The 24,819-nt window shown below is 70.1% G+C and carries 26 protein-coding genes; 9 read left to right on the forward strand and 17 right to left on the reverse strand.

Annotated features, from left to right (window positions below):
* Positions 1 to 78: 78 nt before the first annotated feature.
* From ABD978_RS26300 to ABD978_RS26320, 5 genes are read left to right on the forward strand one after another with little or no spacing between them, the layout of a single operon-like run.
* On the forward strand, positions 79 to 924 hold the full coding sequence (locus ABD978_RS26300; RefSeq protein WP_345359965.1) for an ABC transporter ATP-binding protein: 846 nt from the start codon (positions 79 to 81) through the stop codon (positions 922 to 924).
* On the forward strand, positions 921 to 1,733 hold the full coding sequence (locus ABD978_RS26305; protein ID WP_345359968.1) for an ABC transporter permease: 813 nt from the start codon (positions 921 to 923) through the stop codon (positions 1,731 to 1,733). Before ABD978_RS26300 ends, ABD978_RS26305 begins: the two co-directional genes overlap by 4 nt.
* Positions 1,691 to 2,890 carry a sensor histidine kinase gene (locus ABD978_RS26310; RefSeq protein WP_345359971.1) on the forward strand — a complete coding sequence of 400 codons (1,200 nt, stop codon included), beginning with the start codon at positions 1,691 to 1,693 and terminating at the stop codon, positions 2,888 to 2,890. The genes ABD978_RS26305 and ABD978_RS26310 overlap by 43 nt, the downstream gene beginning before the upstream one ends.
* Positions 2,887 to 3,513 (forward strand): response regulator, encoded by a 627-nt coding sequence (locus ABD978_RS26315; protein WP_345359974.1) that lies wholly within the window; start codon positions 2,887 to 2,889, stop codon positions 3,511 to 3,513. The genes ABD978_RS26310 and ABD978_RS26315 overlap by 4 nt, the downstream gene beginning before the upstream one ends.
* Positions 3,514 to 3,563: 50 nt before the next feature.
* Positions 3,564 to 5,066, forward strand: coding sequence for an aldehyde dehydrogenase family protein (locus ABD978_RS26320; protein WP_345359977.1), 1,503 nt, complete (start codon positions 3,564 to 3,566; stop codon positions 5,064 to 5,066).
* Positions 5,067 to 5,123: 57 nt separating this feature from the next.
* Here the strand turns inward: ABD978_RS26320 and manD are convergent, their stop codons facing one another.
* Positions 5,124 to 6,332 carry a D-mannonate dehydratase ManD gene (gene manD / locus ABD978_RS26325; protein ID WP_345359980.1) on the reverse strand — a complete coding sequence of 403 codons (1,209 nt, stop codon included), beginning with the start codon at positions 6,330 to 6,332 and terminating at the stop codon, positions 5,124 to 5,126.
* A 467-nt stretch (positions 6,333 to 6,799) separates the two neighbouring features.
* Positions 6,800 to 8,386 carry a GMC family oxidoreductase gene (locus ABD978_RS26330; RefSeq protein WP_425550769.1) on the reverse strand — a complete coding sequence of 529 codons (1,587 nt, stop codon included), beginning with the start codon at positions 8,384 to 8,386 and terminating at the stop codon, positions 6,800 to 6,802.
* 195 nt (positions 8,387 to 8,581) lie between these two features.
* Between ABD978_RS26330 and ABD978_RS26335 the strand changes: the two genes are divergently transcribed.
* Together ABD978_RS26335 and ABD978_RS26340 are read left to right on the forward strand one after the other, a co-directional pair.
* A complete protein-coding gene (locus ABD978_RS26335) occupies positions 8,582 to 10,081 on the forward strand; it encodes a M20/M25/M40 family metallo-hydrolase (RefSeq protein ID WP_345359986.1) in 1,500 nt (499 codons plus the stop codon).
* 87 nt (positions 10,082 to 10,168) lie between these two features.
* A complete protein-coding gene (locus tag ABD978_RS26340; protein WP_345359989.1) occupies positions 10,169 to 10,762 on the forward strand; it encodes a cob(I)yrinic acid a,c-diamide adenosyltransferase in 594 nt (197 codons plus the stop codon).
* A gap of 84 nt (positions 10,763 to 10,846) precedes the next feature.
* Here the strand turns inward: ABD978_RS26340 and ABD978_RS26345 are convergent, their stop codons facing one another.
* The 12 genes from ABD978_RS26345 to ABD978_RS26400 form a co-directional block, all read right to left on the reverse strand.
* Entirely contained in the window at positions 10,847 to 11,284 is a 438-nt protein-coding gene (locus ABD978_RS26345) for a DUF2550 domain-containing protein (RefSeq protein WP_345359992.1), read from the reverse strand.
* Between the two features lie 35 nt (positions 11,285 to 11,319).
* Positions 11,320 to 11,709, reverse strand: coding sequence for a F0F1 ATP synthase subunit epsilon (locus ABD978_RS26350; RefSeq protein WP_345359995.1), 390 nt, complete (start codon positions 11,707 to 11,709; stop codon positions 11,320 to 11,322).
* A gap of 26 nt (positions 11,710 to 11,735) precedes the next feature.
* A complete protein-coding gene (atpD, locus tag ABD978_RS26355) occupies positions 11,736 to 13,166 on the reverse strand; it encodes a F0F1 ATP synthase subunit beta (protein WP_345359998.1) in 1,431 nt (476 codons plus the stop codon).
* 8 nt (positions 13,167 to 13,174) lie between these two features.
* Positions 13,175 to 14,095 carry a F0F1 ATP synthase subunit gamma gene (locus ABD978_RS26360; protein ID WP_345360001.1) on the reverse strand — a complete coding sequence of 307 codons (921 nt, stop codon included), beginning with the start codon at positions 14,093 to 14,095 and terminating at the stop codon, positions 13,175 to 13,177.
* Positions 14,096 to 14,098: 3 nt separating this feature from the next.
* Complete coding sequence (atpA, locus tag ABD978_RS26365) at positions 14,099 to 15,736, reverse strand: F0F1 ATP synthase subunit alpha (RefSeq protein WP_345360004.1); 1,638 nt, start codon at positions 15,734 to 15,736, stop codon at positions 14,099 to 14,101.
* Positions 15,737 to 15,773: 37 nt separating this feature from the next.
* Positions 15,774 to 16,592: a F0F1 ATP synthase subunit delta gene (locus tag ABD978_RS26370; RefSeq protein WP_345360007.1), complete on the reverse strand. Its 819-nt coding sequence runs from the start codon at positions 16,590 to 16,592 to the stop codon at positions 15,774 to 15,776.
* Positions 16,593 to 16,595: 3 nt separating this feature from the next.
* Positions 16,596 to 17,153, reverse strand: coding sequence for a F0F1 ATP synthase subunit B (locus ABD978_RS26375; RefSeq protein WP_345360010.1), 558 nt, complete (start codon positions 17,151 to 17,153; stop codon positions 16,596 to 16,598).
* Between the two features lie 31 nt (positions 17,154 to 17,184).
* Entirely contained in the window at positions 17,185 to 17,418 is a 234-nt protein-coding gene (gene atpE / locus ABD978_RS26380) for an ATP synthase F0 subunit C (protein WP_345360013.1), read from the reverse strand.
* Positions 17,419 to 17,486: 68 nt separating this feature from the next.
* Complete coding sequence (gene atpB, locus ABD978_RS26385) at positions 17,487 to 18,281, reverse strand: F0F1 ATP synthase subunit A (RefSeq protein WP_345360016.1); 795 nt, start codon at positions 18,279 to 18,281, stop codon at positions 17,487 to 17,489.
* Between the two features lie 82 nt (positions 18,282 to 18,363).
* On the reverse strand, positions 18,364 to 18,525 hold the full coding sequence (locus ABD978_RS26390) for a hypothetical protein (protein WP_345360019.1): 162 nt from the start codon (positions 18,523 to 18,525) through the stop codon (positions 18,364 to 18,366).
* 117 nt (positions 18,526 to 18,642) lie between these two features.
* Positions 18,643 to 19,071 carry a Cg1360 family ATP-synthase-associated protein gene (locus ABD978_RS26395; protein WP_345360022.1) on the reverse strand — a complete coding sequence of 143 codons (429 nt, stop codon included), beginning with the start codon at positions 19,069 to 19,071 and terminating at the stop codon, positions 18,643 to 18,645.
* Positions 19,072 to 19,178: 107 nt separating this feature from the next.
* Positions 19,179 to 20,327: a glycosyltransferase family 4 protein gene (locus ABD978_RS26400; protein WP_345360025.1), complete on the reverse strand. Its 1,149-nt coding sequence runs from the start codon at positions 20,325 to 20,327 to the stop codon at positions 19,179 to 19,181.
* A 518-nt stretch (positions 20,328 to 20,845) separates the two neighbouring features.
* Here ABD978_RS26400 and ABD978_RS26405 point away from each other — a divergent pair.
* Complete coding sequence (locus tag ABD978_RS26405; protein ID WP_345360028.1) at positions 20,846 to 21,367, forward strand: hypothetical protein; 522 nt, start codon at positions 20,846 to 20,848, stop codon at positions 21,365 to 21,367.
* Positions 21,368 to 21,501: 134 nt separating this feature from the next.
* Positions 21,502 to 21,912 carry a hypothetical protein gene (locus ABD978_RS26410; protein WP_345360031.1) on the forward strand — a complete coding sequence of 137 codons (411 nt, stop codon included), beginning with the start codon at positions 21,502 to 21,504 and terminating at the stop codon, positions 21,910 to 21,912.
* A gap of 118 nt (positions 21,913 to 22,030) precedes the next feature.
* Here ABD978_RS26410 and ABD978_RS26415 read toward each other — a convergent pair whose 3' ends face one another.
* The 3 genes from ABD978_RS26415 to prfA are packed head-to-tail and all read right to left on the reverse strand — an operon-like array spanning position 22,031 to position 24,815.
* The gene (locus tag ABD978_RS26415) at positions 22,031 to 22,840 is read right to left on the reverse strand and encodes an L-threonylcarbamoyladenylate synthase (protein ID WP_345360034.1); all 810 of its coding nucleotides are present in this window, start codon (positions 22,838 to 22,840) and stop codon (positions 22,031 to 22,033) included.
* 59 nt (positions 22,841 to 22,899) lie between these two features.
* On the reverse strand, positions 22,900 to 23,763 hold the full coding sequence (prmC, locus tag ABD978_RS26420; RefSeq protein WP_345360037.1) for a peptide chain release factor N(5)-glutamine methyltransferase: 864 nt from the start codon (positions 23,761 to 23,763) through the stop codon (positions 22,900 to 22,902).
* Positions 23,760 to 24,815: a peptide chain release factor 1 gene (gene prfA, locus ABD978_RS26425; protein ID WP_345360040.1), complete on the reverse strand. Its 1,056-nt coding sequence runs from the start codon at positions 24,813 to 24,815 to the stop codon at positions 23,760 to 23,762. Before prfA ends, prmC begins: the two co-directional genes overlap by 4 nt.
* Positions 24,816 to 24,819 lie beyond the last annotated feature (4 nt).

Here is a 24,819-nt window from a genome sequence, read left to right on the forward strand (position 1 = left end):
CGTGTCCACCGTTCGGTGGACACGGGAATCACCGGTCCGCCGATCCCGGACCGGCCGGATCGCCGCGACGCTGGAGGCATGAACGACACGGCGGTGCGGGTGCGCGACCTGCGCAAGCGATACGGCGACGTCGACGCGGTGAACGGCGTGGACCTCGACATCTTCCGGGGCGAGGTCTTCGCCCTCCTCGGCCCGAACGGGGCCGGCAAAAGTACGACGGTGGAGATCCTCGAAGGGCACCGGCGGCGGACCGGCGGTGAGGTGTCGGTGCTGGGGACCGATCCCGGCAAGCCGACCCGGCAGTGGCGCGCCCGCCTGGGGATCGTGCTCCAGACCTCGAACGAGCAGCCGGAGCTGAGCGTTCGCGAGATCGTCCGGCACTTCGCGGGCTACCACCCGCGGCCCCGGGACGTCGACGAGGTGATCGAGGCGGTCGGGCTGACCGACAAGGCGGGGGCCCGCCTCGCGCACCTGTCCGGCGGCCAGCGGCGGCGGGTCGACGTGGCGCTCGGCATCATCGGCGACCCCGAACTCCTCTTCCTCGACGAGCCGACGACCGGGTTCGACCCGGACGCGCGGCGGCGGTTCTGGCGGCTGATCGAGGGGCTGGCGCACGGCGGCACGACGATCCTGCTCACCACCCACTACCTGGACGAGGCCGAGGCGCTCGCCGACCGGGTCGGCGTCATCGCCGGCGGCCGCGTCGTCGAGGTCGGCTCGCCGATGGAGCTCGGCGGCCGGGCGACCGCCGCGGCGCGGGTGGGCTGGCTCGGGCCGGAGGGCCGGCAGGCGATCGAGACCGACTCCCCCACGCAGGTGGTGGCCGAGCTGAGCCAGAAGTTCGACGGCGAGGTGCCGGAGCTGACCGTCACCCGCCCCACGCTCGAGGACGTCTACCTCACCATGATCGGAGAAGCCCGATGACCGCCGTCGCGATGCCCTCGCCCGTACGGATCGGGCTGTCCCGTGGGTCGCTGGAACTGAAGGCGTTCTTCCGCGAACGAGAGGCCGTCGTCTTCTCCCTGGGCATGCCGGTCATCCTGCTCCTGATCTTCGGCACGATCTTCAAGGGCGAGGTCGGCCACACGGGCGTGGACTTCCGGCAGTACTTCGCGGCCGGGATCATCGCCAGCGGCATCATGTCGACGACGTTCGTCAGCCTGGGCGTGGCGATCGCGCAGGAGCGCGACGACGGCACCCTCAAGCGGCTGTACGGCACGCCGATGCCGAAGGCGGCCTACTTCATCGGCAAGACGATCGCGGCGCTGGTCCTGTCGGCGCTGGAGACCGTCCTTCTGTTCGCGCTGGGGCACCTGCTGTTCGGGCTGAAGCCGCCGAGCACGCCCGAGCGCTGGCTGACCTTCGCCTGGGTCTTCGTCGGCGGGGTGACCGTCTGCACGCTGCTCGGCATCGCGATCAGCAGCGTGCCGCGCTCGGGCCGCAGCGCGGCGGCCGTGCTGAACGTGCCGTACCTGGTCCTGCAGTTCATCTCCGGCGTGTACTTCACCTTCGGCGACCTGCCCTCCGGCGTCCAGCAGGCCGGCGCGCTGTTCCCGCTGAAGTGGATCAGCCAGGGGCTGCGGTCCGCGCTGCTGCCTGACACGCTGCTGGCGGCCGAGCCGGCGCACGCCTGGGAGCACGGGCGCACCGCACTGGTGCTGGCGGCCTGGGGTGTCGCAGGCTTGGTCCTGTGCCTGACGACATTCCGCTGGAAGCGGCGCCGCGACGGATGAAGGACGACGACGCGTGGGACTGGGGACTGGGCCGCTGGGAGACGTACTTCGGCCTGGTCCTCGTCTCGACGATCATGTACGTCCTGAACGACCACCCGACGGGGACCGGTCTGGTCGCGACGGGGATCCTCCTCGTCACGGTGCCGTGGTACGTCCTGTTCGGCCGTCGTTTCCTCGGACGTGACACGTCCGCCCGGGGGGCGTACGCGTACGTCGGCGGGCTCATCGTGCTGTGCGGCGCGGCGGCGCTGACGGCCCCGGAGAGCTCGCTCGTGCTGTTCGCGGCCTGCCCGCAGTGCTTCATGCTGGTGCGCTGGCGGGAGAGCGTGGCCGCGCTCGTGCTCCTCAACGCGGTCCCGGCCGTCCGGTTCTTCCGTGGCGGCGCCGACGCGGGGACGGTCGTGTCGTTCCTGGTCTGGACCGTCGTGGTGATCGGATTCTCCGCCTTCTTCGGCCTCTGGATCGAGCGGATCATCGCGCAGAGCACGGAGCGCCGCGAGCTGATCGCCCAGTTGGAGACGACACGGGCGGAGCTGGCCGAGGTGAGCCGGGAGGCCGGCGTCATGGCCGAGCGGGAGCGGATGGCCGGGGAGATCCACGACACGCTCGCGCAGGGATTCACGAGCATCCTGATGCTGCTGCAGGCGGCCGACGCGTACGTCGGGCGCGACCCGGAGGAGGCGCGGCGGCAGCTCGGCCTCGCGGCGCGCACCGCGCGGGAGAACCTCGCCGAGGCGCGCGCCCTGGTCGCCGCCCAGCCGCCCGCGCCGCTCGGCGGCTCCTCCCTGGACGAGGCCGTCGCGCGCCTGACCGGGCGGATGCGCGAGGAACTGGGCGTCACGGCGGACTACACGCTCACCGGCGAGCCGCGACGGCTGACCGCCGGGGCGGAGGTGGTGCTGCTGCGGGTCGCCCAGGAGGGCCTGGCCAACGTCCGCAGGCACGCGAAGGCCGACCTGGTCGAGGTGCGCCTGGCGTACGCCCCCGAGTCGGTGCGCCTGGAGATCCGCGACGACGGCGTAGGGTTCGGTCCCGACGCGGCCCGCGGCTTCGGTCTGCACGGCATGCGCGAGCGGGTCGGCCAGGTCGGCGGCGCGTTCGACGTGCGCAGCGAGCCGGGAGCCGGAACGACCGTCACGGTGGAGGTACCTGCGTGATCAAGGTGTTGCTCGTCGACGACCACCCGGTCGTCCGCGAGGGGCTGCGCGGCATGCTGACGGCGGAGGACGACCTGACGGTCGTGGCCGAGGCCGGCGGCGCCGCCGAGGCGGTCGCGGCCGTCCGCGCCCACGAGCCGGACGTCGTGCTGATGGACCTGCGCATGCCGGGCGGCGACGGCGTCGAGGCGACCTCGCGCGTGCTCGCGCAGCGCCCCCAGACCCGGGTCGTGGTGCTGACGACGTACGACACCGACGCCGACATCCTCCGCGCGGTCGAGGCGGGCGCCGCCGGCTACCTGCTCAAGGACGCCTCGCGGCACGACCTCGCGCAGGCGGTCCGCGCGGCGGCGCGCGGCGAGACGGTCCTGGCCCCCTCGGTGGCGGCCAAGCTGGTGTCCCGGATGCGCTCGCCGGTCGAGCTGTCGCGCCGGGAGATCGACGTGCTGCGGCTGGTCGCCCGGGGCCGTACGAACGCGGAGATCGGCCGGGAACTGCTGATCAGCGAGGCGACGGTCAAGACGCACCTGCTGCGGGCGTTCGGCAAGCTGGGGGTGTCCGACCGGACCGCCGCCGTAACCGCGGCGATCGAACGCGGCATACTCCCCGCCCCCGGTCGGTAACGGGTAACTTACTGGACTACAGCTACCTCGTTGGGACGAAGGTGACGCCGATGACCGCGACTGCGAGCGAGAAGACCGCCGAGACGTTCCGCTCCCTGAACCCGGCGACCGGCGAGGTCGTCGGTGAGCACCCGATCCACGACGAGGCCGCGGTGAACGCCGCGATCGAGCGTGCCCGCGTCGCCGCGGTGTGGTGGGCCGGACTCGGCTGGAAGGAGCGCCGGGTCCGGCTGCTCAACATCAAGGGCGCCCTGGCCCGGTCGCTGCACCGCATGGCGACCCTGATCCACCAGGAGACCGGCAAGCCGGTGGCCGACGCCCAGCTCGAGACGGTCCTGGCGATCACGCACCTGGACTGGGCCGCGCGCCACGCCCAGAAGGTCCTGGGCCCGCGCAGCGTGTTCCCCGGCCTCGTCTCCATCAACCAGAAGTGCGTCCTGGAGTACCAGCCGCTCGGCGTCGTCGGCGTGATCGGCCCGTGGAACTACCCGCTGTTCACGCCCGTCGGCTCGCTCGCGTACGCCCTGGCGGCCGGCAACGCGGTCGTGTTCAAGCCCTCGGAGTACACGCCGGGCGTCGGCCTGCTGCTCGCCGAGATCGTCTCCGAGGTCATCCCGGAGGAGCCGGTGTTCCAGGTCGTGACCGGCCTCGGCGACACCGGCGCCGCGCTCGCCCGCGGCGCGGTCGACAAGATCGCCTTCACCGGGTCGGCGCCGACCGCCCGCAAGGTGATGGCGGCGTGCGCCGAGCGCCTCACCCCCATCGTCGCCGAGTGCGGCGGCAAGGACGCGTTCATCGTGGCCGCCGACGCCGACCTCGACCAGGCCGCCGAGGCCGCCCTGTGGGGCGCGATGTCGAACGCGGGCCAGACCTGCGTCGGCGTCGAGCGGGTGTACGTCGTCGACGGCGTCTACGACGACTTCGTCGCCAAGCTGACCGAGCAGGCGCGGGCGCTGCGGCCCGGCGAGGACCGCACCGCCGCGTACGGCCCGATCACGATGCCGAGCCAGCTCGACGTCATCAAGCGGCACGTCGACGACGCCCTCGCCCGGGGCGGCCGGGCGCTCGTCGGCGGCGCGGACGCGGTGAAGGAGCCGTACGTCGAGCCGGTCGTGCTGGTCGACGTTCCGGACGACTCCGCCGCGGTCCAGGAGGAGACGTTCGGCCCGACCATCACCGTGCACCGGGTCAAGAGCGTGGACGAGGCCGTCCAGCGCGCCAACGCCACGTCGTACGGCCTGGCCGGCGCGATCTTCTCCCGCAGCCGCTCGACGGCCATGGAGGCGGCCCGGAGGCTGCGCAGCGGCATGACCTCGGTCAACGCGGTGATCGCTTTCGCGGCCGTTCCGGCGCTGCCGTTCGGCGGGGTGGGCGACTCCGGCTTCGGCCGCATCCACGGGGCCGACGGGCTGCGGGAGTTCGCCCGCGCCAAGGCCATCACCCGCCAGCGCTTCGCCGCGCCGATGAACCTCACGTCGTTCAAGCGCACCGACAAGGACATGGCCAAGTTGCTGCAGCTCGTCAGCCTGCTGCACGGCAAGCACTACCGCTGACGCCGGATGGCCGGGCGGCGGCTCACCGGTCGTGCCCGCCGCCGCCCGACCACCGGCTCACCAGTCGTGCATGGCGCCGTCGGCCAGCCGTGCGACCGGCAGGTACTTCGGGTCGTACGGGTGCCGCCGCGCGGCCTCCTCGTCGAACTCGACGCCGAGCCCCGGCCGGTCCGACGGCCACAGCATGCCGTTCTCATAGCGGTAGCCCCAGTCGAAGACCTCGCCGGCCGGGTCCCGGTGGCCCATGTACTCCTGGATCCCGAAGTTCGGGATCGCCAGGTCGAGGTGGAGGCCCGCGGCCAGTCCGATCGGCGAGATGTCGCCGGGGCCGTGCGAGCCGGACCGCACGCCGTACAGGTCGGCGAGGTCCATGATCCGGCGCACGTGGGAGATGCCGCCCGCGTGCGTCACGGACGTGCGGATGTAGTCGATGAGCCGCTCGGTGATCAATTGCTGGCAGTCCCAGATCGTGTTGAACACCTCGCCCACCGCCAGCGGCGTGACCGTGTGCGAGCGGATCAGGCGGAACGCCGTCTGGTCCTCGGCGGGCGTCGCGTCCTCCATCCAGAACATCCGGTACGGCTCCAGCGCCGCGCCGAGCCGCGCGGCCTCGATCGGGGTGAGCCGGTGGTGCACGTCGTGCAGCAGGTGGAAGCCGTATCCGAACTCGTCGCGGACCCGCTTCATCAGGGTGGGGATGAAGTCGAGGTACGCGGCGGTGTTCCAGACCTCCTCAGTGGGCAGCGCGCCGGACGCCGGCTCGTACAGGTGCGGGCCGGTGTGCACCCCGTACGTCGAGTCCATCCCGGGGATCTTCGCCTGCACGCGCACGGCGGTGTAGCCCAGTTCACGGTGGCGCGCGACGTCGGCGAGGAGGTCGTCGACGTCCGCGCCGCTCGCGTGCCCATAGACGGTCACCGCCTCCCGCGCCCGGCCGCCGAGCAGCTCGTACACCGGCAGACCCGCGACCTTGCCCTTGATGTCCCACAGCGCCTGGTCGACCGCTGAGATCGCCGTCATCGTCACCGGCCCGCGCCGCCAGTACGCGCCCCGGTAGAGGTACTGCCACGTGTCGCCGATCCGGGCGGCGTCCCGGCCGGCCAGCAGCGGCAGGACGTGCTCCCGGAGATACGCCTCGACGGCGAGTTCGCGCCCGTTCAGCGTCGCGTCGCCGTAGCCGACGACGCCGTCGTCGGTCGTCAGCTTGAGCGTGACGTAGTTGCGGCCGGGAGCGGTGACGATGACCTCGGCGTCCCTGATCTTCATGCGTCCTCCGGGAGCGGATCGGTGAGGTTCTTAGACGCGCCGCGGTGGCTTAGGCGGCCCCGGGCGGCGGGCGGGCGGACTTAGTCCCGGGCGGCGGCCGGGATGAGGCATTGTTCCGATGCCCCGGCCACCGCCTTAGGACGAACCTTATGAGTGCGAGGCCGGACCGTCCGGCTCGCGCCGCAAGGAGTACGAACGATGCACCCGGACATCCTCAAGGCCCTCATGGACGAGCGTGACCGTGAGGCGCGCGAGGTCGAGCAGCCCCGCCGCCTGCTGCGCCGCCGCGCCCGGTGAACCTCCCGAAGTCTGTGCGCCCACGCTGAGCCCCGCCTGAACAGGCGCCCTCCATCCAGGCGGGGCTCGACGCGGGCGCACAGGCCGCCGCCGCGAGAGCGCGCCACCGGTCCGGCGGTGTGCGCGACCGCGGTCGGGGCGTGTCTGCCGGCTCCGCCGGCAGACACGCCCTAGGCGAATTCGGTGGGAGGCAGCAGCGGGCCGCCGGCGATCAGGTCGGCGGCCCGTTCTGCCACCGCGATCGTCGGGGCGTTGGTGTTGCCCCGGGGCACCGCCGGCATGACCGACGCGTCGACGACGCGCAGGCCGTCGACGCCGCGCACCCGGAGTTCGGGGTCGCAGACCGAGTCGTCGGCACCGCCCATCGCGCACGTGCTCGTGGGGTGGTAGAGCGTGACGACCTGCCGGCGGACCCACTCGGCGAGGTCAGCGCCGTCCTCTCCGGGGGCGTACTCCCCGCCGACGATCCGGGCCAGCGGGCCGGTCGCCGCGATCTCCCGGGCCTGCCGGACGCCCGCCAGGAGCACCTCGAGATCCGCGTCGTCGCCCAGGTAGTTCGGGTCGATGAGCGGCTTCCACCGCGGGTCGGCGGACCGCAGCCGCACGCTCCCCCGGCCGGCCACGGCGACGGTCGTGGCGAACACCGACATGGCGCGCTTGTTCGCGTCGGTGAGGCCCTGATCCACGTACGGCGTCGGGAGCACGTGGTACTGCAGGTCCGGGGCGGGCAGGTCCGGCCGGGTCCGTACGAAGCCGCCGCCCTCGGCGACGTTCGAGGCGTACGGGCCGCGCCCCAGCGTCTGGTACAGCATGAGGCTGCGCAGGTTGACGCCCTCCCACAACGCCTTCTTGTCCGGGGTGTGCCACATGACGGGCACCATCGGATGGTCCTGCAGACCGGTGCCCACGCCGGGCAGGTCCACGACGACGTCGATGCCGAGCGAGCGCAGGTGGTCGGCCGGCCCCACGCCGGACAGCATGAGGAGCTGCGGCGAGTTGACCGCGCCCCCGGACAGGATCACCTCCCGCCGGGCGACGGCCCGCTGTTCGGTCCCGCCGCGCACGTATGCGACCCCGGTGGCCCGCCCGTCCTCGATGACCACGCGGGTGACGAGCGCGTCGGTCGCCACGGTGAGGTTCGGCCGCTCCGCGGCGCGGGACAGGTAGCCGTCCGCGGTCGACCAGCGGCGGCCCCGCCGCTGCGTCACCTGGTAGAACCCGACCCCGTCCTGCTCGGCGCCGTTGAAGTCGTCGTTGGCGGCCAGGCCGAAGTCCGTCGCCGAGTCGATCCAGGCGCGGACCAGCGGGTGCTTGAAGCGCAGATCCTCGACGCGGAGCGGCCCGTCGGTGCCGTGGTAGTCGGACGCGCCGCGCTGCTGGTCCTCGGCGCGCATGAAGTACGGCAGCAGATCGGCGTACCCCCAGCCCTTGCAGCCGTACTCGTCCCGCCAGGTGTCGAAGTCGTGCCGGTGACCACGGATGTAGATCATCGCGTTGGTCGACGAGCTGCCGCCGAGAGTGCGGCCGCGCGGCCAGTAGACGGTACGGCCGGCCGCGTTCGGCTGCGGGGTCGTCGTGTAGTCCCAGTCGTACTGGCTCTTGAACAGCGCCGCGACCCCGGCCGGAATGTGGATCTCGGGGGCGTCATCGGGCGGTCCGGCCTCCAGGATCAGGACCTTCGTGCCGGGGTCCGCGGTCAGCCGATCGGCGAGCACGCAGCCCGCACTACCGGCGCCGACGATGACGTAGTCGTACACGGCCGCCTCCACGCCTCGAGAGCCTGGGCGAAACACTATCGATCAGTGGCAAGCCCGAACAGTGGCCCGAATCACGTTCTAATCCACGATTTCCGGCGTCCGCGCAACGAGTCGGTCTCAGGGCTGGCCGTCGAGCACCGCGAAATGTCAGGATTCGCGGCATTACCCCGGCTTTACCATCGGAAGGGCACGACGTTGCGAAAACTCGCCATCGGTACCCTCATCGGCCTGGCCGCGGCCTCCATCGGGGCCGCGACCCCCGCGGACGCGGCCGCACAGCCGCATCTCGACCGGCTGGTGAAACTGAAGGACATCCGCCGGCACCAGAAGGACCTCCAGACGATCGCCACCTACAACGGCGGCACCCGCGCGGCGGGCGAAGCCGGCTTCGAGGTCTCCACCAAGTACGTCGTCAAGCAGCTCGAGAAGGCCGGTTACCGGCCGACGGTGCAGGACTTCCCCTTCGACTACTACAAGCAGAAGACACCCGCGGTCTTCGACCGGCCCGGCGGCGCCAAGTACGTCTACGGCACCGACTACGCGACCCTGGACTTCTCCGGCTCCGGTGACGTCACCGCCACCGCCACGGCGGTCGACCCGGCGGGCGCCGGCGTCGGCAGCGGCTGCGAGGCCGACGACTTCGCCGGCTTCCCGAAGGGGAACATCGCCCTGGTCAAGCGCGGCGGCTGCAACTTCTCGGTGAAGGCCGGCAACGCCCAGAACGCCGGCGCCGCCGCCATCGCCATCTACAACGACGGCGCCTCGCCCGACCGGATGGGCCCCGTTGAGGGCACCGCCAGCACCCCCTGGAAGATTCCGGTGATCGGCCCGACCTACCAGCTCGGCACCGACCTGGTGCAGGCGGCCACGTCCGGCACCCTGACGCTGCACATCAAGACGGACACCTTCAGCGAGCGGCGCACGGCGCACAACGTCATCGCCGAGACCAAGCGCGGCCGCGCCGACAACGTCGTCGTCCTCGGCGCCCACCTCGACAGCGTCACCACCGGCCCCGGCATCAACGACAACGGCAGCGGCACCGCCACGATCCTCACCATCGCCGAGCAGATCAACAAGCTGGGCAAGGGCATCAAGAACAAGGTGCGGTTCGCGTTCTGGGGCGCCGAGGAGGAGGGTCTGCTCGGCTCGGAGTACTACGTCGCCAACCTGACCGCCGCCGAGAAGGCCAGGATCGCCCTCAACCTCAACTTCGACATGCTCGGCTCGCCCAACGGCGTCCGCGGCGTGTACGACGGCGACGACTCCCAGGGCGCGGGCACCAACCCGCCCGCCGGCTCCGGCGCGATCGAGAAGGTCTTCCTCGACTACTACGGCAAGCGGAAGCTGGCGACGTCGCCGAGCGAGTTCAACGGGCGCTCCGACTACGGGCCGTTCATCGAGAACGGCATCCCCGCGGGCGGCCTCGACTCCGGCGCGGAGGGCATCAAGACGGCGGCCGAGGCGCAGATCTACGGCGGTCAGGCGGGCGTCGCGTACGACCCGTGCTACCACCAGGCCTGCGACACGTACACCAACAACAACAGCACCATCCTCGACCAGCTCGCGGACGGCGCCGCCCACGCCGCCCAGGTCTTCGCGGGCAGCACGCTGCCGGTCAACGGCAACCGCGTCGCCGCTCCCAAGACGGCCCGCGCGCACGTTCAGCACGCGCCCGCCGGCCGCGCGCTCAGCTGAGGAATTCGTTCACCGGAGGGGCTCTGGTCGTCGTGTGGGGCCGGGTGGCCGCCCGGCCCCACACGACGACTCAATAGGGTGACGGGCATGGCGAAAGAGCGCGACGACCAGCCCGTCGTCCTGTCGAAGATCTACACGCGGACCGGCGACGACGGCACGACCAACCTCGGCGACATGAGCCGTACGGCCAAGACCGACCCTCGGCTCGCGGCGTACGCCGACGTCGACGAGGCCAACAGCGCGATCGGCGTCGCGCTCGCCATGGGCGACCTGCCGGAGGACATCGCCACGCTGCTCACCCGGATCCAGAATGATCTCTTCGACGTCGGCGCGGACCTGAGCACCCCGATCGTTCCCGACCCGAAGTTCCCGCCGCTGCGGGTCACCGAGGACTACATCACCCGGTTGGAGGCCGCGTGCGACGAGCACAACGCCGACCTGGCCACGCTGCGGAGCTTCATCCTGCCCGGCGGCACTCCGGGAGCGGCGCTGTTGCACGTCGCGCGCACGGTCGCGCGCCGCGCCGAGCGGACCACCTGGGCGGCGCTGACGGTCCACGAGGACATGAACCCGCTGACCGCGAAGTACCTCAACCGGCTGTCCGACCTGCTGTTCATCCTCGGCCGCAAGGCCAATGGCGACCGCGGCGACGTGCTGTGGAAGCCCGGCGGCGAGCGTTGAGCCGGTCGGCGTCCGGCACCAGGTGATCGGCGAGCCCGGCAGAGCGGCGCGTCAGGCGATCGGGAAGCCTGGCCGGGCGGCGCGTCAGGCGAGCGGGGTGCCCGGCGGGGCGGCCTCGAGCCAGGCGAGGAAGCCGGTCAGCGCCGCTCCGCTCATCGCCAGCTCGACGGTGCCGTTGCCGTCCTGGATCTCGAGGATGCCGGCGTCCGGCTGAAGGGCGGCCTCCTCCTCGGCCTCCGGCTTGCGGCGCCCGGAAACGACGAGGCCCCGGCGGTGTACGACCCGCCGGGGCCTCAGCCGAATGCCGAAAATCGCGAACCAGAGCAGCTCGTCACCGTTGTACCGGCCGATGCCGAGCCGCCATACGCCACGGCCGTGGGGATCGCGGAGACTGCACTCGACCGTGCCGCCGCGGCGTTCGAGCAGCCAACGCCGCAGCGACAGCAGGGCGAACGCGGCGAGCACCGCCACCAGGACGACAGCGAGCAGCCCGCCGATGTCCCACGCCAGGTACTCGCCCACTCCCCCCTGCTTCCCCCACGAGTCCGGTGCCGGTGTCAGACCTCTTGGCCGGCGGCCCGCAGGCGCGCGCGGGCCCGCCGCTGCGCGGCCGCGGCCTCCTCGCCCTCCAGGCCGGAGACCCGCTCGTACTCCGCGCGGGCGGCGTCGAGATCGATCTCGCCGCCCAGCTCGGCGTACTCGGCGAGCACCGACACCTCGTCGGAGGCGACCGAGAAGAAACCGCCGGAGACCATCGCGGAGATGGTCTCCGACTCGTCGGCGGGCTTGATCCGCACGACACTGCCGTCCACCAGCAGGCCCAGGACCGGCGCGTGACCGGGCATGATGCCCATCTCACCCTCGATGGTCTTGGCAACGACCATATCGGCTTCGCCGGCCCAGATCTCACGCTCCGGTGAGACGAGCTCGACGTGCAGCTTTGCCACTTGCTCTCCTCCGAACGCGCGAGGCGTTACTTCTGCAGCTCCTGGGCCTTCTTCTCGGCCTGCTCAATGCCACCGACCATGAAGAACGCCTGCTCCGGGAGGTGGTCGTACTTGCCCTCGGCGATGGCCTTGAAGGACGCGACCGTGTCGCTCAGCGACACGTTCTCGCCCTGCTGGCCCGTGAAGGCCTCGGCCATGTACATCGGGTGCGACAGGAACCGCTCGATGCGGCGCGCGCGCTCGACCGTGACCTTGTCCTCTTCGGAGAGCTCGTCGATGCCCAGGAGGGAGATGATGTCCTGCAGCTCCTTGTAGCGCTGCAGAATCTGCTTCACGTGCTGGGCGGTGTCGTAGTGCTCCCGGCCGAGGATGACCGGGTCCATGATCCGCGACGTCGAGTCCAGCGGGTCCACCGCCGGGTAGATGCCCTTCTCCGTGATCGCACGGGAGAGCACCGTCGTGGCGTCGAGGTGCGCGAACGTGGTGTGCGGCGCGGGGTCGGTGATGTCGTCCGCGGGCACGTAGATCGCCTGCATCGAGGTGATCGAGTGACCACGGGTCGAGGTGATCCGCTCCTGCAGCTCGCCCATCTCGTCGGCGAGGGTCGGCTGGTAACCCACGGCGGACGGCATACGGCCGAGCAGCGTGGAGACCTCCGAACCCGCCTGGGTGAACCGGAAGATGTTGTCGATGAACAGCAGCACGTCCTGGTTCTGCACATCGCGGAAGTACTCCGCCATGGTCAGCGCGGACAGGGCCACCCGCAGACGGGTGCCCGGCGGCTCGTCCATCTGGCCGAAGACGAGCGCCGTGTCCTTGAGGACGTCGGCCTCCTTCATCTCCAGCAGCAGGTCGGTGCCCTCACGGGTACGCTCGCCGACGCCCGCGAACACCGAGGTACCGCGGTGGTTACGGGCGACACGGGTGATCATCTCCTGGATGAGCACCGTCTTGCCCACACCGGCGCCGCCGAACAGGCCGATCTTGCCGCCCTTGACGTACGGCGTGAGCAGGTCGATGACCTTGATACCGGTCTCGAGGATCTCGGTCTTGCTCTCGAGCTGGTCGAACGCCGGCGCGTGCCGGTGGATCGGCCAGCGCTCGGTGACCTCCAGCGTCGAGGACGGGACGTCGAGGGACTCGCCGATGGTGTTGAAGACGTGGCCCTTGACGCCGTCGCCGACCGGCACCGAGATCGGGGCGCCGGTGTCGACCACCGGCGCGCCGCGGACGACGCCGTCGGTGGGCTGCAGCGAGATGGCGCGGACCATGTTGTCGCCGATGTGCTGGGCGACCTCGAGGGTCAGCGTCCGGGTCTCACCGCCGATCGTGACCTCGATCTGCAGCGCGTTGTAGATTTCCGGCATCGTCTCGACGGAGAACTCCACGTCGATGACGGCGCCGGTGACGCGGGCGACGCGGCCCGTCGCCGTGGCTGTTTCTACCGAAGCAGTCATGGTGACTCTCACTCACTCCCCGCGGAGCTCTCGGCGAGCGCGTTCGCGCCACCGACGATCTCGCTGATTTCCTGCGTGATCTCGGCCTGACGGGCCTGGTTCGCGACCCGCGTCAGGTTCTCGATCACATCGTTGGCGTTGTCGGTCGCCGACTTCATCGCCCGCCGCCGCTGCGCGTGCTCGGAGGCGGCCGCCTGGAGCAGCATGTGCCAGATCCGGCTCTCGATGTAGTTCGGCAGGAGGGCGTCGAGCACGGCCTCCGCGGAGGGCTCGAACTCGTACGCCGGCAGCACGCCCTGGGCCTGCTCCTCCGGGGCCTGCTCGGACTCCTCGATCTCCAGCGGCAGCAGCCGGCGGACCTGCGCCGTCTGCGTCAGCATCGACACGAACTCGGTGTAGACGACGTGGATCTCGGCGACGCCGCCCTCGTCGGCCGGCTTCTCGAACTCACGGACGAGAGCACGGCCGATGGTCTCGGCGTTCTCGAACCGCGGGTTGTCACTGAAGCCGGTCCACTCCCCGGCGAACTCGCGCTCGCGGAAGCGGTACCAGCCGACGCCCTTGCGCCCGACGATGTACGGGATGGGCTCCTTGCCCTGCTCCCGCAGCATCGTCATCAGGCCCTCCGCCTCGCGGATGACGTTGGCGTTGTAACCGCCGGCGAACCCGCGGTCACTCGTGATGATCAGCACCGCGGCGCGCTTGCTGTCGGTCCGCTCGGTCAGCAGCGGGTGGCCGACACCGACGTTGTGGCTGACCAGCGCGGAGATGGCGCGCGTGATCTGCCGGGCGTACGGCCCCGACTCCCGCACCCGCTGCTGTGCCTTGACGATCCGCGACGAGGCGATGAGCTCCTGCGCGCGCGTGATCTTCGCCATCGACCTCGTCGTGGCGATACGGCGCCGGATCGTCCGAAGCTGGGCACCCATGCCTTACTTCTTCCTTACGCGGGTGATCTTCTCCTGCTCGACGTCACCCTCATCGATGGCCTCGACCGGCTGCTCCTGGACGAGCAGGCCGTGGTTCGTGGTCTCGAAGCCCTTCTTGAACTCCGCGATGGCGTCCTTCAGGGTCGACTGGGCGTCGTCGCCGAACTGGCCGGTCTCCCGGATGCCGTCCAGCAGACCCGACTGGTTGCGCTTCACGTAGTCGAGCAGCTCGGCCTCGAACCGGCGGATGTCCTCGATCGGCACGTCGTCGAGCTCGCCGTTCGTGCCCGACCAGATGGAGACGACCTGCTGCTCCATCGGGAACGGGTTGTTCTGCGGCTGCTTGAGCAGCTCGACCAGGCGGGCGCCGCGGTCCAGCTGGGCGCGCGACGCGGCGTCCAGGTCGGACGCGAACGCGGCGAACGCCTCCAGGTCGCGGAACTGCGACAGGAACAGCTTCAGGTTGCTGGTCGCCTTGCGCATAGCCTTGGTCATCGCGGCGCCGCCGACGCGGGACACCGAAATACCGACGTTGATGGCCGGCCGGACACCCTGGTTGAACAGGTCGGTCTCCAGGAAGACCTGGCCGTCGGTGATCGAGATGACGTTCGTCGGGATGTACGCCGAGACGTCGTTGCCCTTGGTCTCGATGATCGGCAGACCCGTCATCGAGCCGGCGCCCATGTCGTCCGACAGCTTCGCGCACCGCTCCAGCAGCCGCGAGTGCAGGTAGAACACGTCACCGGGGTAGGCCTCGCGGCCCGGCGGACGGCGCAGCAGCAGCGAGATCGCGCGGTACGACTCGGCCTGCTTGGACAGGTCGTCGAACACGATCAGGACGTGCTTGCCCTCGTACATCCAGTGCTGGCCGATGGCCGAGCCGGTGTAGGGGGCGATGTACTTGTAGCCCGCGGGTTCGGACGCCGGAGCCGCCACGATCGTGGTGTACTCCAGGGCGCCGGCCGCCTCGAGGGTGGCCCGCACCTGCGCGATCGTCGAGCCCTTCTGGCCGACCGCGACGTAGATGCAGCGGACCTGCTTGCTCGGGTCGCCGCTCTCCCACGCCTGCTTCTGGTTCAGGATCGTGTCGATCGCGACGGTGGTCTTGCCGGTCTGCCGGTCACCGATGATCAGCTGTCGCTGACCGCGGCCGATCGGCGTCAGCGCGTCGATCGCCTTGATACCGGTCTGCAGCGGCTCGCCCACCGGCTGGCGCTGCATGACGCCCGGCGCCTGCAGCTCCAGCTCGCGGCGGCCGGCCGTCTCGATCGCGCCCTTGCCGTCGATCGGGTTCCCCAGCGAGTCCACGACGCGGCCGAGGTAGCCGTCGCCGATCGGCACCGACAGGACCTCGCCGGTGCGGCGGACCTGCTGGCCCTCCTCGATCTTGGAGAAGTCGCCCAGGATGACGACACCGATCTGGCGAACGTCCAGGTTCAGCGCGATGCCGCGCGTGCCGTCCTCGAACTCAAGGAGCTCGTTCGCCATGGCCGAGGGCAGGCCCTCGACGAAGGCGATGCCGTCGAAGCACTCGACGACGGTCCCGACCTCCTCGCGCGCGGCGGTCTCCGGCTCGTAGGCCTGGACGAAGCGCTCGAGCGCGCCCCGGATCTCCTCCGGCCGGATCGTCAGCTCCGCCATGTCTTCTTCGTCTCTCTCCGTGAGTCCGATGCTTGGTTCAGCTCGACCGTTCGATTCGCCGGCGGACGTCTTCCAGCCGGCGAGCGATGGTGCCGTCGATTTCCTCGTCCCCGATCTGGACGGAAATACCACCCAAAACGGAGGGGTCGACCTCAATGTTCAAGTGAACGTCGCGGCCGTACTGCGCCGACAGCGCTGCCGTCAGCCGCGTCTTCCGCGCCTCGTCGAGCTCGACCGCCGTGCGGACCACCGCGACCAGCCGGTTGCGGCGCTCGGCGACGATCCGTCCGTAGCCCTCGAGCGCTCGCTCCAGACTACGTCCTCGCGGATGTGCCACAGCCTCGCTGACCAGCCGCAACGTCGCCGCCGCAGTCTTGCCCTCCAGGAGCGTGGTGACCAGCTCGACCTTGCGCTCGGCCGGTACCCGCCGGTCCACCAGCGCGCCCCGCAGCTCCGGCTGTCCCTCGACGATCCGCCCGAACCGGAAGAGCTCGTCTTCCACGTCGTCGATCCGCGACTGCGCCTCGGCGGCGGCCGCGACGGCGGTCACCGCGAGCTCCTCGATCGCGTCGGCGAGCTCGGTGGACCGCGCCCACCGCTGCCGCACGACGTCGCCGATGAAGTCACGGACCGCCGGGGCGACGTTGCCGTCGAGCACGGCCGTGGCCAGCCCGGCCCGCCGGTCGGCCGGCTGGGCCGGGTCCGACAGGGCCCGGCGCAGCACGTGCTCCCGGTCGAGCAGGTGCACCACGGCGAACAGCTCGTCGCCGAACGCCGCCGGGTCACCAGCGGTGGACAGGACGGCCTCGAGCCGCTCCCTGGCCTCGACGAACGAGGCCCTGCTCGCGCCGATCATTTCTTACGCCCCCGCCCGCGCACGGTCCTCGAGCTCGTCGAGGAAGCGGTCGACGGTGCCGCGGCGCCGGGCCTCGTCCTCAAGGGACTCGCCGACGATGCGGCCGGCCAGCTCGATCGCGAGCTCCCCGATCTCCGTACGGAGCTGGGTGAACGCCTGCTGCCGGTCGGCGTCGATCTGGGTGTGCGCCTGGTCGACGAGCCGCTGTGCCTCGGCCTGCGCCTGGTCGCGCAGCTCCGCGATGATCTGCGCCCCCTGCTCGCGCGCCTCCTCGCGGATCCGTGCGGCCTCCTGCCGGGCCTCGGCCAGCTGCGTCTGGTACTGCTCGAGCGTCCGCTGAGCCTCGGCCTGCGCCTCCTCGGCCCGCTTGATCCCACCCTCGATCGCGTCAGTACGCTCCTCGAGCGCCTTCTGGATGCGCGGGATGAGAACCTTGCCGAGGAAGAACAGCACGACGAGGAACGCGAAGATGCCGACGATCATCTCGGCCGCGTCGGGGAGCAGCGGGTTGGGGTTCTTGCTCTCCGCCGCTAGCAGCCCCGCGTGTTGCGCCAGGTACATGGCGTGCACAGCCTTCCGTAAAAAGTCTTGGTCAGTAGACGAACGGCATGACCAGACCGATCAGGGCGAGCGCCTCGGAAAAGGCGAAGCCCAGGATCATGTTCTGGCGAATGACGTTGGTCATCTCGGGCTGACGGGCCATGGCCTGTACGCCCTGGCCGAAGACGATGCCGACGCCGATGCCCGGGCCGATGGCCGCGAGGCCGTACCCGATCGACTTGAGACCGTGGTTGATGTCGACGGCGGCGGCGAGGAGGTTCGTCATTCCTTTTCCTTTTCACTCGGCCGGTGGGGCTCCCCACCGGTCAGGTCTTGGGGTTATTCGGGTTGCTATCAGTGGTCGGCGTACAGACCGGCGCTGATGTAGAACGCCGCGAGCAGTGCGAAGACGTACGCTTGCACCGCCTGCACGAACAGCTCGAAGGCCGTCATGAAGATCGTCAGGATGACGCCGAGAATGCCGACCGGGGCGCCCAGCGGGGTCAGCTTCTCGAAGAGGAAGTGGAAGCCTACCGTCGCGAACAGCGCGACCAGGAGATGGCCGGCGAACATGTTCGCGAAGAGCCGGACCGCGTGGGTGAACGGCCGCAGCAGGAAGGTCGAGGCGAACTCGATCGGGATGACCAGGATGTAGAGCGGCCACGGCAGGTCCGGCGGCATCGTCGCGTTCTTGAGCAGGCCGAAGAAGCCCTGGTGCTTGACGCCGACGACCCAGAAGGTCCCGTAGACCAGCAGGGCGAGGACCATGGGGAACGCGATTCGCGAGTTCACCGGGAACTGCGCGATCGGGATCACCGACATGAGGTTGCCGAGCCAGACGAAGAAGAACAGCGGCACCAGCAGCCGCATCCACTTCTCGGCGTCCTTGCCCAGGAACGGCCGGGCGATCTCGTCCCGGACGAACATGTAGAGGACCTCGCCGACGTTCTGCGCGCCGCGGGGCACCAGCTTGGGTTTGGCGAACGCGGCCCAGAAGAACGCGACGATGATGATCGCCACGATCAGGCACAGGACGATCGGCTTCGCCACGGCGAACGGGCCGATGTGGAAGAGCGGCTTCCACTGGAAGAGGCCGAGGCCCGGGGCCTCGTCTTGGAAGTCCTTGGCGAGGAGGTGCGGCGCACTCACCCGGCGATCCTTTCGCAGTCGTAGCTCATCAAGGCGGCAACCTTGCTGTCGTCTCGGTGGGCTACGGCTCCGCAGGCCCTACTCAGCGGCCGTAGCGGGCGTAGACCAGGTAGCTCGCGAAGACGAGGCCGAATACCAGCCCGATGGGAAGCAGGGCCGGGACGTGGAGCCAGCGTGCGAGCAGCCATCCCGCTCCGCCGTAGACCAGCATGCCGCCCAGCAGGGTTGCGGGCGCCGCTGACATGTCGTTGGCGAACTTGCGGTTGTCTGCATCGCTGGGCTGACGCCCATCCCCGGTCATCGCGTCTCGGACGATAGCAGGCCACCTCCCGCGTAGTCATATTGGAGTAGTCCATTGTCATCATGCGCCCGACTTGCCCTGGCTCTGCGACCGGGGGGCGGGTTCGACATACGGGGCCTTCACCTTGAGGGTCGCGTTCGTCTCGGCCGCGAGCCAGACGACCGTGAGGGCGATCACCGTCCAGCCGAAGGCACGCGCGTTCCACAGGGTCACGTCTTTCAACGCGATGACCAGGCCCAGCACCACGATGAATTTCACGAGGAAGCTGAACAGGCCGGCCATCAGGACCATCTGTTCGGAAATTTTCGTGACATAGCTGACGACGACCACGCCGAGGGTGAAGAATGCAAGCACCACGACGGTCCCGAGCGCGGAGCCCAGGGCTCCCTTACCGCCGGCCAAGAGCAGGCCGGCGATGATCGCTACCAGGCCGACTAGGCCGGTCGGGATCGCGGCGCCACGGAGGATCCGGGCGTCGTTGGAGTGCATGAGTGCTCCGAGTGTTCACGGTGGGTGTTCGGTTGCCCGCTCGTGAAAGGTATCACAAGCTTCTCACTGCTCGGAATGACCTACCAAGTAATGGTAAAGTCCGCAGCTCACGCGGCCTGCCGAGGACGCTTGTCCGAGGGAGTTTCCTCGCCCGTCCGGTGTCGCCGTCCGTGCGGGCGTAGCTGCGGGAACGCCATCACCACGAGTGCGGCGATCGCGACGACGGTCGCGGCGGCCAGCACGAGCAGCGGCGACTTGGCGGCGGACAGCGCGACCACCCCGAAGGAGAAGAGCGCCGTCCAGAGGTACATCACCAGCGCGGCGCCCCGGTGCGAGTGACCGAGGTTCAGCAGCCGGTGGTGCATGTGCTTCTTGTCCGGCGCGAACGGCGACCGCCCGCCGTACGTCCGGCGGACCACCGCCATCAGCATGTCGGCGTAGGGGACGACGAGGATCGCCACCGGCAGCAGCGGCAGCAGCGTCGGGAACCGGTTGATCGACCCCTTCAGGGCCACCGGGTCGAACCCCGACACGGTGATCATGGATGTGGCCAGCATCAACCCGATCAACATGGACCCGGTGTCGCCCATGAAGATCCGCGCCGGGCTGAAGTTGTGCGGGAGGAACCCGACGCACATCCCGGCCAGCACCGCCGCGATCAGCGCCGGGGCGCTCTGGTGATCGAGGTGCGCGACGACGGTGACCAGATAGGCGTACACGAAGAAGGCGAGCGCCGAGACGCCCACGATGCCCGCGGCCAGCCCGTCGAGCCCGTCGATGAAGTTCACCGCGTTGATCGTCGCGACCACGACGAGGATCGTGACCGGCACGCCGTACGACGGCGGCAGCGCGAGGGTCGCGCCGGGCAGCGGGATCCACAGCAGCTGGACGCCGTTCATGATGAGCAGCCCGGCCGCCGCGACCTGGCCGGCCATCTTGGTCAGCGCGTCGATCTCCCAGCGGTCGTCGGCGATGCCCACCACGACCAGCAGCCCACCGGCCGACAACAGGCCGACCCACGTGGGGCTCTCGGTGAAGACGTCGCGCATGTGCGGCAACCGTGAGGCCATCAGGAGCGCGGCGCACATCCCGAAGAACATCGCCAGGCCGCCGATCCGCGGCGTGGGGATGGCGTGCACGTCCCGGTCGCGCACCGGCGTCATCGCCTTGAAGGCGATCGCGAACTTCCGCACCAGGGGAACGAGAAGGTAGGTGACGATCGCCGCCGTCAGGAACGTGAGGATGTACTCCCGCACCGCCCGCCTCCCTCCACCGTCCACCGAGCCCGCCGTGCGGGACCCAACTCTATTCCCGATGACCAAGCGGCGATGGTCACTCGCACCGTCCCGGCGAGGCACGTCGGCCCGGCCCGGGCAGGTTCCATGGCAGGACCGCGTGATCCATCCCTGAGTGTGCCGATGATCACACACCGGCCCGAGCCGCCCCGATAGGTTCGTCTCCGCTCCGCTAAGATCATCGCCCCACCGCGGCGACGTCTCCCGCTGAGGTCAGACGCCCGAGACCCCGCGAAGGTTCGGCTCCCGGCGATTCACCGACGGCCGGAAAGCACGAAAGAAGGACCCTAGACCCCGCCCCCGACATTCCTCTCCACCGGCGTCAGGCCATGCGTCACGCATGCCCGTTAGATGTCGGCGGTCTCCCATCGGTTCCGTCCTTTCGCGGCCACCAAAATCACCCGAAAAACCGGCACATCGTATTCTTCGGAAGTGCTACGGTCCTTCCCGTTCATCCAATCTCCGAACACGGAGGATCAATGCGTCGCATCGCGACTCTTGTCGCCACGGGGGCCGTCGCAGCCGCTGCCGCCATCGCCCTCGCCGCCGGACCGGCGAGCGCCGACACCAAGAGCATGGAGACCGTCCCCCTCGGGAGCCTGCAGTCCGCCCCGGCCGGCGGCGTCCACGCGACGGCCACCTACCACTACTGGCAGATCGGTGGCACGAAGCGCAGCGGCTACACCCGCTGGAGCGCGCCGTACGACATCGCCGGTGTCTACACCTACGGGAAGTACTGGAACTACAAGTCGAAGCTGGCGCTGTCCGTCTACGGCAAGGACACCAAGGCCGACGGCCTGGCGGCCGGCTTCGAGATCAAGATCCCGGGCGAGAAGTACCCGCTCGTCATCACCCCGAAGACGGGGAAGAAGACCTTCTCCGACAGCGGCTACGTCAACGCGAAGTACGCGTACATCCGCGAGGTGCTGGGCCACCGCAACACGAAGACCAAGACCTTCACGGTCACGAAGGCCGGCAAGTACAAGAAGATCTCCATCTGAGTCGATAATCGGTTCACTCTGAGCTGACGGAGAAGGGCCCTGCGGCGCGGCAGGGCCCTTCTCTTTATGTGGAGCAAACCGGCCGAACTGCTAAGATCATCGCTCGTACCGCCCAATCGATCTTGGAGAGATCAATGCGGCGAATCGCGACGGCCACTCTCGCAGCCGGCGTCATCATCACGACCTTCGCCCTGACCACGACGCCCGCGGACGCGGCGGTCGGCTTCTGGCGGACCGTCGGCCTGTCCGGTGTCGACGCCTTCGGTTTCTACAACACCGAGGCGTCGAAGGTGACGCTGACCTTCGACCTCAAGGACACGAAGAAGGACGGCTACAGCGCCGCGCTCCGCTTCACCTTCACCGGCGCGAAGAAGCAGAAGGACGACGTACGGGTCGTCGCGCTCACGGGCGACCAGGTCCAGGACAAGTGGCAGACCGTCACATCGACCCGGATCAAGCACATGTACGTCCAGGAGTGCCGCGGCACCTGGAGCAAGGGCAAGTTCACGACCAAGAAGTGCGGCGCCTGGCGCCAGCACTACTGACCCTTCCCAGCACCCGGTCTCTCGTGCTCGAGCCGGACAGGATCACTCCGGGCGCCGAGGATTTTTGTCGCTATCACGACACAAATCCTCGGCGCGGAGACCTCGACGAGATCGGGCGTCAGCGGTCGGTGGGCGCGTCCTTGTCGGCGTTCGTGCGGTCTGCGGGGGCAGGGGTCTTCGCATCCGCCTCGGGCAGCGGCGAACGGGTGTTCTGCGGGTCCTCAGCGGGCTTCGCGGCATCCTTGGGGGCGTCGTCGGCCGGCGGCTCCGGGGCGGGGTCGTCCTCGTCGCTGAGGAGGACGCCGCAGACCTCGCGGAGGCGCTCCTCGGAGATGGCGCCCGCCCGCAGCAGGCGCGGGACCGCGCCCGTCAGGTCGACGATCGACGAGGGCATCTCGTCGCCGCTCGGGCCGTCGTCCAGGTAGACCGAGACGGAGTCGCCGAGCTGGGTCTCGGCCTCCTCGGCCGTGCGCGACGGGGCGGCGCCGGACCGGTTGGCGCTGCTGACCGCCATCGGGCCGGTCTCCTTCAGCAGCTCCAAGGTGAGCTGGTGCAGCGGCATCCGGACCGCGACGGTGCCCTTGGTGTCACCGAGGTCCCAGGCGAGGGTGGTGTTGGCGCGGCACACGATCGTCAGCGCGCCGGGCCAGAACTCGTCGATCAGGTCCTGGCCGTACGTGCCGAGGTCGTCGACCAGCGCCTGCGCGGCACGCACCGAGCCGACCAGTACGGGGGACGGCATGTCGCGGCCGCGGCCCTTCGCGTCGAGCAGCGCGGTCACCGCGCTGGGTGTGAACGCGTCGGCGCCGATCCCGTACACCGTGTCGGTGGGCAGGACCACCAGCTCACCACGGCGGACGGCCGAGACGGCGTCCGCGATCCCCTTCGTCCGCTCCAGCGGCTCCGAGCAGTCGTATCGTCGGCTCACGCCCGCCATTCTCCCACCGCCGCGCACCCGCCCGGACAGGGATCGGGCCATGGGAAGGATCAGTCGGTGCCGAGGCGGGCGGTGACGAAGCGGTCGCGGCCGGTGAGGTCCTTGTGGTTGCGGACGTCGCGCCAGCCGAGCTCCTCGGCGAAGATCCAGTAGACCGGGTGGCCCTGGAGGTCGCTGTGCTCGACGGCGACCCAGCCGCCCGGGCGCAGCAGGCGCCGGGCCGTATGCTCGACGACGCGGACGGCGTCGAGGCCGTCGTCTCCCCCGCCCCACAGCGCCGCCGCCGGGTCGAAGTCGCGGACGTCCTCCGGGACGTACTCCCACTCCGACATCGGGATGTACGGCGGGTTGCTCACGACCAGGTCGACGCCGTGGTCGAACTCGTGCAGCGCGTCGGCGAAGTCGCCGAGGTGCAGCCGGACGCGGCCGCGCTCGTCGAGGTCCTCGACGTTGCGGGTGGCGTGGACGTACGCCTTCGGGTCCTTCTCCACGCCGTGCACCCGTGCGCGCGGGACCTCCTGGGCGATCGACAGCGCGATCGCGGCCGAGCCGGTGCCGAGGTCGACCACGAGAGGGTCGCCGACGTCCATCTTGTGGAGGGTGTCGATGGCCCAGCCGGCGAGGACCTCGGTCTCCGGGCGGGGCACGAACACGCCCGGCCCGACCTTCAGCTCGAGGTAGCGGAAGAACGCCCGGCCGGTGATGTGCTGCAGCGGCTCGCCCGCCTCACGCCGCGCGATGCCCTCCCAGAACCGCGCGTCGAAGGCGGCGTCGGGCACGGTGTGCAGCTCGGCGCGCTTGACGCCGTGCACGAATGCCGCCAGCTCCTCGGCGTCGGCGCGCGGCGACGGAACCCCCGCGGCGGCCAGGCGCGCCGTCGCACGGGCGATCTCGTCGGACAGCAGGTGGGTCATGTGGCTTCGGCGAGTCTTTGCTCCATGTCGGCGTCGACGAGGGCCTGCGTGACGTTGTGCAGGTCTCCGTCGAGTACCTGGTCGAGGTTATATGCCTTGTAGCCCACGCGGTGGTCGGAGATGCGATTCTCCGGAAAGTTGTAGGTGCGAACCCGCTCGGAACGGTCGACGGTGCGCACCTGGCTCTTGCGCTCGGCCGACGCGGCGGCCTCGGCCTCCTCCTGGGCGACCGCCAGCATCCGGGCGCGCAGGATGCGCAGGGCCTGCTCCTTGTTCTGGAGCTGGCTCTTCTCGTTCTGGCAGGACACGACGATGCCGGTGGGCAGGTGGGTGATCCGGACGGCCGAGTCGGTCGTGTTGACGCTCTGGCCGCCGGGGCCGCTGGAGCGGAAGACGTCGATGCGCAGGTCGTTCGGATCGATCTGGACGTCGATGTCCTCGGCCTCGGGCATGACGAACACGCCGGCGGCGCTGGTGTGGATGCGGCCCTGTGACTCGGTGGCCGGGACGCGCTGGACGCGGTGCACGCCGCCCTCGTACTTCAGGCGGGCCCAGACGCCGTCCTCGGTGCCCCGGGACTTCACGGCGACCGTGACGTCCTTGTACCCGCCGAGGTCGGAGTGCTGGGCGTCGATGATCTCGGTCTTCCAGCCGGCGCGCTCGGCGTAGCGGAGGTACATCCGCAGCAGATCGCCGGCGAAGAGCGCGGACTCCTCGCCGCCCTCCCCCGCCTTGATCTCGAGGATGATGTCCTTGTCGTCGTTGGGGTCGCGCGGCACGAGCAGGCGCCGCAGCGTCTCCTCGAGCTCGTCGATGCGCTTGTCGAGGTCGGCCGCCTCCTGGGCGAAGACGGGGTCCTCGGCGGCCAGTTCGCGCGCGGCGGCCGCGTCGTCCTGGGCGGCCCGCAGGTCACGGGCGGTCTCGACGATCGGCCGCAGCTCGGCGTAGCGCTTGCCCAGCCGGCGCGCCGTCGCCTGGTCGGCATGTACGGCTGGATCGGCGAGCCGCGTTTCGATGTCGGCGTACTCGCCGACGAGATCGTCGAGATTCACGTCA

It is taken from the genome of Actinoallomurus liliacearum, assembly GCF_039542035.1.
In the GTDB taxonomy this organism is placed as follows: domain Bacteria; phylum Actinomycetota; class Actinomycetes; order Streptosporangiales; family Streptosporangiaceae; genus Actinoallomurus; species Actinoallomurus liliacearum.